Annotated in this window: 8 protein-coding genes; 6 read left to right on the forward strand and 2 right to left on the reverse strand. The window is 58.5% G+C overall.

Going from position 1 to position 11,917, the window contains the following annotated elements; translation table 11 throughout:
- The first annotated feature begins 201 nt into the window (after window positions 1-201).
- Window positions 202-1,401: an MFS transporter gene (locus K3169_RS20515; protein ID WP_231676784.1), complete on the forward strand. Its 1,200-nt coding sequence runs from the start codon at window positions 202-204 to the stop codon at window positions 1,399-1,401.
- Here K3169_RS20515 and egtB read toward each other — a convergent pair.
- Window positions 1,398-3,548 (reverse strand): ergothioneine biosynthesis protein EgtB, encoded by a 2,151-nt coding sequence (egtB, locus tag K3169_RS20520; RefSeq protein WP_263267752.1) that lies wholly within the window; start codon window positions 3,546-3,548, stop codon window positions 1,398-1,400. The genes K3169_RS20515 and egtB overlap by 4 nt on opposite strands.
- Window positions 3,549-3,642: 94 nt before the next feature.
- On the reverse strand, window positions 3,643-4,011 hold the full coding sequence (locus tag K3169_RS20525) for a DUF427 domain-containing protein (RefSeq protein ID WP_231676748.1): 369 nt from the start codon (window positions 4,009-4,011) through the stop codon (window positions 3,643-3,645).
- 252 nt (window positions 4,012-4,263) lie between these two features.
- On the opposite strand from K3169_RS20525, the gene K3169_RS20530 reads away from it, so the two are divergent.
- The 5 genes from K3169_RS20530 (at window position 4,264) to K3169_RS20550 (ending at window position 11,839) form a co-directional block, all read left to right on the forward strand.
- Window positions 4,264-5,439: an XdhC family protein gene (locus tag K3169_RS20530; RefSeq protein WP_263267753.1), complete on the forward strand. Its 1,176-nt coding sequence runs from the start codon at window positions 4,264-4,266 to the stop codon at window positions 5,437-5,439.
- A 377-nt stretch (window positions 5,440-5,816) separates the two neighbouring features.
- Window positions 5,817-7,496, forward strand: coding sequence for an MFS transporter (locus tag K3169_RS20535; protein WP_263267755.1), 1,680 nt, complete (start codon window positions 5,817-5,819; stop codon window positions 7,494-7,496).
- Window positions 7,493-8,683, forward strand: a complete 1,191-nt coding sequence (locus K3169_RS20540; RefSeq protein ID WP_231678243.1) for an HlyD family secretion protein — start codon at window positions 7,493-7,495, stop codon at window positions 8,681-8,683. Before K3169_RS20535 ends, K3169_RS20540 begins: the two co-directional genes overlap by 4 nt.
- Before the next feature lie 912 nt (window positions 8,684-9,595).
- Window positions 9,596-10,684, forward strand: a complete 1,089-nt coding sequence (locus K3169_RS20545; RefSeq protein ID WP_263267757.1) for an enoyl-CoA hydratase/isomerase family protein — start codon at window positions 9,596-9,598, stop codon at window positions 10,682-10,684.
- Between the two features lie 3 nt (window positions 10,685-10,687).
- Window positions 10,688-11,839 (forward strand): acyl-CoA dehydrogenase family protein, encoded by a 1,152-nt coding sequence (locus K3169_RS20550; protein WP_263267759.1) that lies wholly within the window; start codon window positions 10,688-10,690, stop codon window positions 11,837-11,839.
- The last annotated feature ends 78 nt before the right edge of the window (window positions 11,840-11,917 follow it).

The following is an 11,917-nucleotide window of genomic DNA, read 5'->3' on the forward strand; positions in this document are numbered from 1 at the left end:
AACAGAATCAACATATTGCCGCTAGACAGCGCGGAGCCATGGACACTGGGGATGATCTCCTGCGCAGGAGATACGCCTCAACGCCCCAATCCTCGCCTGTTAATTAAGGACAAATTTGTCCGCTATGAGCGGAACCTTAGCCTGTTTTTCCGCCAACCACAGCCCCTTAATCTGGCCCTCTTTTGAACAGGGCTCATGGCTATGACTGACAACACGCTGAACCTTATTGATAAATCAGACGCAGAACGGCTGCCGTGGACGGCGTTGCTGGCCTTGGCCATGGCGGGATTTCTGACCATTCTCACCGAGGCGCTGCCCGCAGGATTGCTGCCCTTGATGAGCGCAGACCTAAAGGTGTCACCCACCCTGGTGGGGCAACTGATAACGGTGTATGCGGTGGGTTCGCTGCTGGCGGCCATTCCGCTGACGGCCCTGACCCGCAATTGGCGGCGCAGGCCATTGCTGTTGATTGCCATCGGCGGTTTTGCCGTGGTCAACAGCATCACCGCGCTCTCCGATGACTATGGCGTAACGCTGGTCTCGCGATTCTTTGCCGGAGTTTTTGCTGGCTTGCTTTGGTCCCTGCTGGCCGGTTACGCCAGCCGTCTGGTGCCTGAACATTTACGTGGGCGCGCCATTGCGGTTGCCATGGTGGGAACGCCGCTGGCGCTGTCCATCGGCATTCCGGCCGGAACGCTACTGGGTTCAGTCATCGGCTGGCGCTGGGCTTTCGGGATCATGAGCCTGTTGAGTCTGGGCCTGGTGATCTGGGCACGTCTGAGCCTGGCGGATTTCCCCGGTCAGACCCAACAACAGCGCCTGTCGATCCGCCAGGTGTTCGTGCTGCCAGGCATCCGCCCGGTGCTGCTGACCACCCTGATGTTCGTACTGGCCCATAACGTTCTTTATACCTACATCGCACCGCTGCTGGAGCCTGCCGGTCTGTCCGAGCAGATCGACCGGGTATTGCTGGCTTTTGGCGTCGCGGCGCTGGGAGGGATCTGGCTGGTGGGCGTTCTGATTGATCGCTGGCTGCGTGAGCTGGTGCTGATCAGCATCGCGCTGTTCCTTCTCACCGCCTTCGCCTGGGCGATTAATGGTGAAAACAGTCAGCTGATTTATCTGTATGTGATCATCTGGGGACTGGCGTTCGGGGGCGCAGCGACACTGTTCCAGACCGCGTCAGCAATAACCGGCGGTGCCGCCGCCGATGTCAGCCAATCGATGATCGTCACTGTGTGGAATCTGGGGATTGCCGGTGGCGGACTGGCAGGTGGTTTGCTGCTGCAAAGCATCGGTGTGCAGTCCTTCAACTGGCTGGTTTGCCTGTTACTGATCAGCGCACTGATCGTCAGCGCCAGCGCGAATCGCGCTGGCTTTCCATCCTCCAGACAGACTTAAGCGTGTAGCGTGAACAACGCCACTTCAGGAGCAGCGCTGACCCAATGCTGACTCACCGACCAACCCGCAGCCGTGGCCAGTGCAGTGAACGACTCAATGGTGAACTTGTGGGAGTTCTCCGTGTGCAGCCGCTCACCCACGCCGAAGTGGAAAGTATGCCCCGCCACCGAAGCCACTTGCTCCACACGGCTGACCAGATGCATTTCCATGCGCTGGTCCTCATCGTTCCACAGCGCGAGATGCTCAAACTCGTCGACGTTGAACGTGCCGTCCAGTTCACGGTTGATCCGGGTCAGCAGATTCTTGTTGAAGCGTGCGGTGACCCCTTCGGCATCGTCGTAAGCCGCAACCAGCGTATCCGGATCTTTGACCAGATCCACGCCGACGATGAAGTGCGCGTTTTCACCCAACAAACTGTGGGCGGAACGCAGAAACTTCACCGCCTGCTCAGGAGTAAAGTTGCCAATGGTAGAACCAGGGAAGAAACCGACCCGAGGCAAACCATCAGCCGCCCTTGGGAGCTTCAAAGCCCGGGTGAAATCGTCAACCTGCGGCGCCACCGTCAAATGCGGGTATTTATTGCTGAGCTGGTGAGCGGCCCGATTCAAGGCATTGGCGCTGATATCAATGGGCACGTACACGGCGATCTGCGGCGCAGCGTCCAGCAACAAACAGGTTTTGTCACTGGCACCACTGCCAAATTCCACCAGAGCAGCACCGTGCGGAATCAGCCCGGCCATTTGTACAGCAACATCGGTCAGCAGCCGGGTTTCGGCGCGGGTCGGATAGTATTCCGGCGTCTTGCAAATGGCTTCGAACAGTTGCGAGCCAGCTGCGTCGTAGAAGTACTTCGGTGAAAGGTTTTTCACTGGCGAAGACAACCCACCAATCACATCACGGGCGAACTCACTGTCGTGAGGGTTAACCACTCCCGGCTGACGGCTGTCCCTGGCCAGACGCAGACCGGAAACCACCCAGCGTTTCTCCGGATGGAAAAAGTTTCGATACGTCGCTCGGGAATGGCTCGGCGACGTCACGCTTGCCCCGCCGCGCAATACCATCTGGTTGATCATGAACTTGCCGTTGTATTCGCCCACCGCACTGGCTGCCGGACGAAATCCCGGATACGCGCTGTAAGAGCTTTGGGTCCACTGCCAGGCGACGTCATCCACCTGCTCCAGCAGACCGGCAACCACTGCCGCCTCCCATTCAGCTTCAGTAGGCAATCGCGCATCGGCCCACTGCGCGAAGGCTGCAGCTTCGTAGTAACTGATGTGAGTGACAGGTGCGTCCGGGTCAATCGGTTCAAGGCCGCGCAAGGTCATGCAGCGCCAGCCGTGGGTTTCGTCGTGCTGCCAGTACATCGGCGCGTGCCAGGCATTTTCCTGAACGATGCTCCAGCCTTCGGAAAGCCAAAGCCCTGCCTGACTGTAGCCACCCGCATCGATAAACTTCAGCCACTCGCCGTTGGTGACCAGCCGATCACTGATCTCGAAAGACTGTAAGTACGTGGTGTGGCGTGGACCTTCGTTATCGAATGCGAAGTCTGTGCCTTTATGGCCGATCTCGGTCAGTCCGCCTTTGAGCGGTTTGTAGCGGCCCCGCCGACCAGCCACATCCTTGGGCCAGGCTGGGTCGTAAGCCGGCTTGAGGGAAGACGTACTGAACAGATGGAGGATGTCCATCAGCAGCAATTCCTGATGCTGCTCCTCATGGGCCAGGCCCAGTTCGATAAGGCTGCTCAAGTCGTCGGGTAGCGTATTTTGCAGCAGACGTGCCATGTGCTGGTCGACATATTCACGATAGGCCAGGACCTGATCGACTCCTGGACGAGTCATCAAGCCGCGCTGTGGACGTGGATGGCGCGGGCCGACGGCCTCGTAATAGGAATTGAAGAGGTAACCGAACGCCGGGTCGAAAGGCTCGTAGCCCGGCACGTTTTCGCTGAGCAGGAATGTCTCGAAGAACCAGGTCGTGTGCGCGATATGCCATTTTGCCGGGCTGGCATCAGGCATGGACTGGACCACCATGTCTTCGGCGCTCAACGGTGCGGCCAGGCTTTGGGTTCGACTGCGCACGTTCTGGTAGCGCTTGAGCAATTCGTTGGCAGCAGCAGTCTGGCGAGGCTCGCGTGAGGGGCTGATCATCAGTGTGAATCTCCGGCGTTGCCGCGACCTGTTTGTTCAGGCAATGCGGCGTCGAGCGTTTCATTTATCAGCCAACCGGTGCAGAAACACCGCTTCAGTCATGTGGTATCTGCGTCACGAACGTCACCCGTTCGGGGTAAAACGCTACGTGATCTCTGAGCTTCGCCACGGCACGATACGGATGTTCATAGGTCCAGACCGCGTTCGGGATGCGTAGCCCATGGATATCCAGGCTGAAATAATTAGCGTCGCCTTTATAAGGGCAGTGGGTTTGATGTTCGGTCCTGACGTAATGTTCAATCCGTATATCCGAACGGGGTATGTATATAACCGGCGGGTATTTGGCTTCTTCGAGCAACAGCGCGTGATCGCTGCGGGCGAGCAGCGTTTCTTTGAACATCACGCTGACCGAGCCTTTGCAGGAAGTGATGGTAATGGGGTGGTTGTAGTCGGGGGTTTTCATGGCGAGTGCTCTCTTGGCAGTCATGCAGAAAACAGGTGACCTGTAGGAGTTGCCGAAGGCTGCGATGACGGAGTGTCAGGATAAATGCTTCGCAGCCTTCGTCAGCTCCTACCCTGGATTTTTTGATCAGCCCGGTTGCGATCAGTGTAGCCACCCTCGAACGACAGGCTTATACCATCGCAAACTGAACGTTTTCGGCAACCCTGCATCCGAACACTCTATGCTGTGCACACAGATTTCCGAGGTTTTGTAATGAATGATTTATCCCGCCTGCTCGAGGCTTTGTCCCTTGCTCATACTGACGGGCAGGACGCGGTCATGGCGACGGTGGTCAAGGTCGAGGGTTCGGCCTATCGGCGTCCCGGCGCGCGGATGGTGATTCCACAACTTGGAAACGCCACTGGTACGGTCAGCGGCGGGTGCCTGGAAAGCGATGTGAGCAAGAAAGCCTGGTGGCTGACCGCCGCAGGTAAACCAGTGCTGCGCACTTACAGCACCGGCGAGGACGACGATGAACTGGAAGACGCTGAACTGAGCTTCGGGCTGGGCTGTAACGGTACGGTGCATATTCTCTTCGAGCGAGTCAGTGCGCAGAATCCATCACTGGCAATCAAAGTGTTGAAACAGGTGCAAGTCACCTCGCGCCCTGCTGCCCTGGCGACAGTGATCAGTTCCGAAAATGAACACCATGCTGCAGTGGGTGAGCGGGTTGCCCTATGGGCCGACGGCAAGCATGAGCAGGAAATGCACGACCGACTGCTCAGTCAGAGCATCGCCGCCGACCTGCAAACCGTACTGACTGCAGAGAAGTCAGCCATTCGAAACTACGAGGGTCACTCCGGATCGATTCAGGTGCTTCTGGAATTTATTCCGGCACCACGTCGGCTGGTGATCTTTGGGGCCGGGCACGATGCCGTGCCGCTGGTGAACATGGCGCACCTGCAAGGCTGGCACACAACGGTGATCGACGCCCGTACACACTTTGCCCGCCCCGAGCGTTTCCCCGATGCCGATCAAGTCAGCGCCCTGCCCTTGCAGCCTTTCACAGGCATGCAGGCACTGGTTGATGACGCTGCGGTGGTAGTCATGACCCACAGCTACACTCAGGATCGTCACTGGCTCAGTCAGGTACTGACGCTGAATCCGCGTTACATCGGCCAGCTCGGCCCACGCAGCAGGACCGAGCGATTGCTGGACGAAATGAGCAGCGAAATGCGTCAACTGCCAGCCTTTGCAGCGCTGCATTACCCGGTAGGTCTGGACCTGGGCGGCGATACCCCGGCAAGCGTTGCGCTGTCTATCCTGGCGGAGATCAATGCGGTGCTCAATCAACGGAACGGCGGCATGCTCAAGCATCGGGAGGCGAGCATTCATGCGGCGGATGTGATGATGGCGGGTGAGATAGGGCTGCTCAAGAGTGGGTCTTAGGTATTTTCTGACCTGCTGACATGTACAAAACCTGTAGGCCCCCCCTGTGTCCCTGAAACAGCGTTGTCGCGCAGCAAAGATTGGACTTGTGCAGACTGTGTGAAAACGTAGCGAGCGACGGCAAGACAAGGCAAAAACAGCCGAAAAAGCGGAGTCTAGGTGTTCTAAATGAGCATTTTTCGGCTGTTTTTAACGCAGTATTGCCGAGCGCAGTAGTTTTCACACAGTCTGTGTAGGAGCGCGCTTGCCCGCGATGGCGTCAGGTCAGTCGATGAATGTATCGCCAGTGCTGACGCCATCGCGGGCAAGCGCGCTCCTACAGGTCCTGTGCAACACTTCAAACATCAAACACAGTTGCCACAAGGCAGTACCCACGCATGAGCAGTAAGTACACCCAACGCGACTGGGCTCCCCATGAACGGCCGACCATGCCCGGCTCGCCGTCGACGCCGCTGCACTCAACGCCCAAGCGCTGGGCTTACGCGCTGGTTGGGGTCATCGTTGCGCTGACCGGTGGCCTGGGTAATGCACTGGTGGTTGCCAACCTGCCCTATTTGCAAGGTTCACTGGGCGCGACCACCGCTGAAGTCGCCTGGCTCCCCGCGGCCTACGTCATGACCAACGTCTCAATGAATCTGGTGCTGGTGAAGTTTCGCCAGCAGTTCGGCCTGCGGACCTTCACCGAGTTATTTCTGGTGCTCTACGCACTGGTGACCTTCGCCCACCTGTTCGTTAACGACCTGAACTCCGCCATCGCCGTGCGTGCGGCTCATGGCATGGTCGGCGCGGCCCTGTCGACGCTGGGCCTTTATTACATGATCCAGGCCTTCCCGCAGAAATGGCGCTTGAAAGCATTGGTGCTCGGGCTGGGCACTGCGCAACTGGCCATTCCCATGGCTCGGCTAGTGTCCGAGGATTTGCTGCAGATCGCCGAATGGCGTGGCCTTTACCTGTTCGAGCTAGGCATGGCACTGCTGTCGCTAGGCTGCGTGCTGTTGCTCAAGTTACCTCCAGGAGACCGCTTCAAAGCGTTCGAAAAACTCGACTTCCTGACGTTCGGTCTGCTTTCCACTGGCTTCGCCCTGCTCTGCGCCGTGCTTTCTCTGGGCCGCATCGAATGGTGGCTGGAGAAAACCTGGATCGGTCTGGCATCTGCCGCATCCATCGCGCTGATCTGCGCCGGGCTGGCCATCGAACATAACCGCAAAAACCCACTGCTGATCACTCGCTGGCTGGGCAGTGGTGCGATATGGCGTCTGGGGCTGGCGGTCATCCTGTTTCGGGTGGTGCTGTCGGAGCAATCCATCGGCGCGGTGGGTTTCCTGCAAACCCTGAACATGGGCTCCGAACAACTGCATTCACTGTACGCCGTGATGTTACTGGGCAGCGTGGCGGGTCTGGCGGTTAGTGCATGGACGATCAACCCGCAGCACCTGATCAAACCCTTGTTGATTTCTTTGGCGATGATTGCCATTGGCGCCTGGATGGACAGCGGCTCGACCAATGTCACCCGGCAATCGAACATGTACCTGAGCCAGTTCCTGCTGGCCTTCGGCGGCACATTCTTTCTGGGTCCGACGCTGGTCATGGGCATCAGCAGCGTGATCGCCAACCCGCGCAACATGGTCAGTTTTTCCGTACTGTTCGGGATCACCCAGAACCTGGGCGGGCTGATCGGCTCGGCGGTGTTCGGCACGTTTCAGGTAGTGCGGGAGAAATTCCACTCAAGCGTGCTGGTCGAACACCTCACCTTGATCAACCCTCAGGTTCAGGCCCGCCTGCAAAGCTCCAGCGCGAGCTACGCTTCAGCAATTGCGGATCCATCGACGCGGACCAGTCTGGGCATCCGCGCCATCGCCAATACAGCCACCCGGGAAGCCAATATTCTGGCCTACAACGACGTATTCATGCTGATCGCGCTGGTTGCCGTCCTGACCATGGTCTGGATTTCGATTCGCGTGACCTGGCTGAGAATGACCACAAAACCGCTTGCGGCGGCGACGCCTGCAGCGGCGAACTCTACTTCCGTTAACTCCAGCGGCGCTCAACCTTCATGAATGACACAACCAAGCCCCCTGCATCGACCGACGCAGGCTCTGATCAGACACCAGAACAACCCGCATCATCAGGCCCGCCACCGCCCCCGGCAGCCGCCCCCGCCAGCAGCGAACCGCGCTCTTCGCGGACCCGGATCATTTCCTCGGTGATCTTTGCCAGCATTGCACTGATCGGCATTCTGATCGTCCTCTATGCCTGGCAATTGCCGCCGTTCAGCAGCCCTGTCGAAAGTACTGAAAACGCATTGGTCAGGGGCCAGACCACGATCATCAGTCCGCAATTGAGCGGCTATGTCTTCGAGGTTCCGGTACAGGACTTCCAGTTCGTAAAGGCAGGCGACCTGCTGGTGCGACTGGATGACCGGATCTACCGTCAGCATCTGGATCAATCGCTGGCACAACTGGGCATTCAGAAAGCTTCACTGGCCAACAACCTGCAACAGCGACGCAGTGCCGAAGCGACCATTGCACAGCGCAAGGCCGCCCTGGAAAACAGCATCGCTCAGGGTCGCAAAGCGGCGGCCGACCTGCGTCGAAATCAGGCTCTGGTCACCGATGGTTCGGTCTCGAAAAGTGAGCTGGACGTGAGCCGCGCCGCCGATGCACAAGCCAACGCCGCCATCGCTGAAGCCCGTGCTGCGCTAGACATTGCCAAGGAGGATCTGCAAACCGTGATCATCAATCGCGGCTCGCTGGAAGCTTCGGTGGCCAATGCTGAAGCGGCTATCGAGCTGGCGCGCATTGACCTGAGCAATACCCGGATTCTGGCCCCGCGTGACGGTCAGTTGGGGCAGATTGGCGTGCGCCTCGGTGCCTACGTGAATTCCGGCGCGCAGTTGATGGCGCTGGTACCCGACCGGCTTTGGGTCATCGCCAATATGAAAGAAACGCAGATGGTGAATGTGCGCCTTGGTCAGCCGGTCACGTTTACTGTTGACGCGCTGGGCCATGAAAAGATGCACGGGCGCGTGCAGCGGATTTCGCCTGCGACGGGTTCGGAGTTCAGTTTGCTGCCGGCGGATAACGCTACCGGCAACTTTGTGAAGATCTCTCAGCGGATTCCGGTGCGGATCATTGTCGAGCCCAATCAGCCGTTGGCGAAGCGTTTGCGACCGGGGATGTCGGTGGTGGTCAGCATTGATACCAGTCAGGACGGCGAGGTGCCAGCGGATCCGGGGGGTGAGTGAGGGGGGGCTCATCTTGTGTACATATCCGTTGGTGCGTTATGGCTGATATTGGTTGCGCTTTTACAGCGCGTCACTTTTGAACAGCGCAAAAGTAACCAAAACGCTTTTACCCCACCACTCGGCACCTCGCTGTCGCTCGGTGTACCCGCCCGCAGATCCTGAACCGTGGGCCGCCGCAACGGGCCATCCATGGCCCAATGCGGCTAACCCGGCGTCCTGCCGGGTTGCCCACGGTTCAGAATCTGCGTTCGGCCAGCGTGGTTTAACGGGGCGCCACAGATCAAAATCAACAGCGCGGCGGCCTGAGAGCCGACCTGGTTGTGTGGATTACCGGGCATCTGTAGGAGCTGCCGAAGGCTGCGATGCGGTGTGCCAGACGTCGAATGCGTTGGCCGTGGTGACGTCTCGCGAACAAGTTCGCTCCTAACTGGCCGAGGCGATCCCGCCGTATTAGCCGCGTATTAGCTCTGCTTTTGATCCGCTTTTGATTTTGATCTTAAGCGCCCCGTTAAACCACGCCGGCCGTAATTCGACATTGCTGCGTGGGGCAAACCGGCAGGGATGCCGGTTTAGCCGCCTCAGGCCATGGATGGCCGGTGGCGGCGGCCCCACGCAGCAATGTCGGATTACGGGTATGCCGAGCGACAGCGAGGCACCCAGTGGTGGGGCAAGAGCGTTTTGCTTACTTTTGCGCTGTTCAAAAGTGAGGCGCTGTAAAAGCGCAACCAATACCAGCCATCACCACAGAAACGGATATGTACCCAAGAACAACCACAGTAGATACCACCGCACCCTGCAAGAACGCCCTAGGACTATGCACCTTTACCGGCTGTCTTTTGCAAATTTGCACTGTTAGCATCGTGACTGTCATCTCTCGCAGCCTATAAAACAAAAACGAACAGGGAGTTTGTAATGACTGCATCTGCTTCAACTGCCCTCAAGACGCTCACCGACAACAGCATTCTGGCCGAAGTGCGCAATCACATCGGTCACCTGACACTCAATCGCCCGGCGGACCTGAACGCCATTGACCTGAGCATGGTGCGCAGTCTTCAGAGGCAACTGAACGCCTGGGCCCGGGACGACTCGGTGTACGCCGTGGTCCTGCGAGGTGCCGGAGACAAGGCATTTTGCGCCGGTGGCGATATTCGCTCGCTTTACGACAGCTTCAAAAACGGCGAGCCCCTGCATCAGGCTTTCTTTGCCGAAGAATATGCCCTGGACCTGACCATTCACCGTTATCGCAAACCGGTTGTTGCGCTCATGGACGGTTACGTCCTGGGCGGCGGCATGGGGCTCGTGCAAGGCGCGGACCTGCGAGTGGTCACCGAGCGCAGCCGCCTGGCCATGCCGGAAGTGGCCATCGGGTACTTTCCCGATGTAGGCGGCAGTTACTTCCTGCCGAGAATTCCCGGCGAACTGGGCATTTATCTGGGCGTAACGGGCGCGCAGATCGGCGCAGCAGACGCGTTGTACTGCGGACTCGCCGACTGGTATCTGCAAAGCGACATGCTCGCAGAACTGGATTGCAAGCTCGACCGCCTGCAATGGCGCAATCAGCCGCTCAAGGATCTGCAAGGGGCGCTGGCGAAAGTCGCCAGTCAGCGCTTGCCTGATCCCCCGCTGGAAAAACTGCGGTCCGCCATCGACCATTACTTCGCACAGCCGGACATCACAAGCATCATTGAGCAGCTGCGTGAAGTGACTGTTCTCGACACCCATGCCTGGGCCCTGAACACCGCAACGCTGATGGACAGCCGCTCGCCCCTGGCCATGGCCGTGACGCTGGAAATGCTCCGGCGCGGGCGTCATCTGTCGTTGGAGGACTGCTTCGCGATGGAGCTGCATCTGGATCAACAATGGTTTGAGCGTGGCGACCTGATCGAAGGCGTACGCGCGCTGATCATCGATAAAGACAAGAAGCCGCAATGGAATCCGCCCACCGTTAAAGCGTTAAGCGCCGAGCGTGTGCAAAGTTTTTTCAGCGGCCATGGAGATTGAGTCATGCACGATATTGAGCTCACCGAAGAACAAGTGATGATCCGCGACATGGCAAGGGGTTTCGCCCGCAACGAAATCGCGCCGCATGCACAAGCCTGGGAGAAAGCAGGCTGGATCGATGACGCGCTGGTCAGCAAGATGGGCGACCTGGGTTTGCTGGGCATGGTAGTGCCCGAGGAATGGGGCGGCACCTATATCGACTACGTGGCCTATGCACTGGCGGTCGAGGAAATTTCTGCTGCCGATGCAGCCACCGGCACCCTGATGAGCGTGCACAGTTCAGTGGGTTGCGGCCCGATTCTGAACTATGGCAGCCAGGAGCAGAAGCAAACCTGGCTGGCCGACCTGGCAACTGGACGCGCCATTGGCTGTTTCTGCCTGACCGAACCCCATGCCGGTTCCGAAGCCCATAACTTACGCACCCGCGCCGTGCTGCAAGGGGATGAATGGGTGATCAGCGGCGCCAAGCAGTTTGTCAGCAATGGCAAGCGGGCGCAGTTGGCGATCGTGTTTGCCGTCACCGACCCGGAGTTGGGCAAAAAAGGACTGTCAGCGTTTCTGGTGCCCACCGACAACCCCGGTTACGTAGTGGATCGCTCTGAACACAAGATGGGTATACGCGCATCCGACACCTGTGCCGTCACTCTGAACAACTGCCGCATACCCGCAGCCAATCTGCTTGGCGAGCGTGGCAAAGGTCTGGCCATCGCCCTCTCCAATCTTGAAGGTGGGCGAATCGGCATTGCCGCTCAAGCACTTGGCATCGCCCGCGCCGCGTTTGAAGCGGCGTTGACCTACGCTCGGGAACGGGTGCAGTTTGACAAGCCAATCATTGAGCATCAGAGCATCTCCAATCTGCTTGCCGACATGCACACCCGCATCAACGCAACACGCTTGCTGGTCCTGCATGCCGCAAGATTGCGCAGTGCGGGCCAACCCTGTTTATCAGAAGCATCGCAGGCCAAGCTGTTTGCTTCAGAGATGGCCGAGTCGGTCTGCTCCAAAGCGATCCAGATTCATGGCGGCTACGGCTATCTGGAAGACTACCCGGTCGAGCGCTATTACCGGGATGCCCGCATCACCCAGATCTACGAAGGGTCGAGCGAAATACAGCGGCTGTTGATTGCAAGGGAACTTAAGCATTACTTGATCTGATACTGACGGCGTGGGACCGGCTTAAGCCGGGAAGGCCATATTTCTGACAATCAATTTTCAGTGACGGTAAGGGCATCT

The sequence above is a fragment of the Pseudomonas phytophila genome, assembly GCF_025643095.1.
GTDB lineage: Bacteria > Pseudomonadota > Gammaproteobacteria > Pseudomonadales > Pseudomonadaceae > Aquipseudomonas > Aquipseudomonas quasicaspiana.

Excerpts from the sequence above, each read along its gene's own strand:
- K3169_RS20515 (WP_231676784.1), top strand. The coding sequence starts at position 202 with ATGACTGACAACACGCTGAACCTTATTGATAAATCAGACGCAGAACGG.
- egtB (WP_263267752.1), bottom strand. The coding sequence starts at position 3,548 with ATGATCAGCCCCTCACGCGAGCCTCGCCAGACTGCTGCTGCCAACGAA.
- K3169_RS20525 (WP_231676748.1), bottom strand. The coding sequence starts at position 4,011 with ATGAAAACCCCCGACTACAACCACCCCATTACCATCACTTCCTGCAAA.
- K3169_RS20530 (WP_263267753.1), top strand. The coding sequence starts at position 4,264 with ATGAATGATTTATCCCGCCTGCTCGAGGCTTTGTCCCTTGCTCATACT.
- K3169_RS20535 (WP_263267755.1), top strand. The coding sequence starts at position 5,817 with ATGAGCAGTAAGTACACCCAACGCGACTGGGCTCCCCATGAACGGCCG.
- K3169_RS20540 (WP_231678243.1), top strand. The coding sequence starts at position 7,493 with ATGAATGACACAACCAAGCCCCCTGCATCGACCGACGCAGGCTCTGAT.
- K3169_RS20545 (WP_263267757.1), top strand. The coding sequence starts at position 9,596 with ATGACTGCATCTGCTTCAACTGCCCTCAAGACGCTCACCGACAACAGC.
- K3169_RS20550 (WP_263267759.1), top strand. The coding sequence starts at position 10,688 with ATGCACGATATTGAGCTCACCGAAGAACAAGTGATGATCCGCGACATG.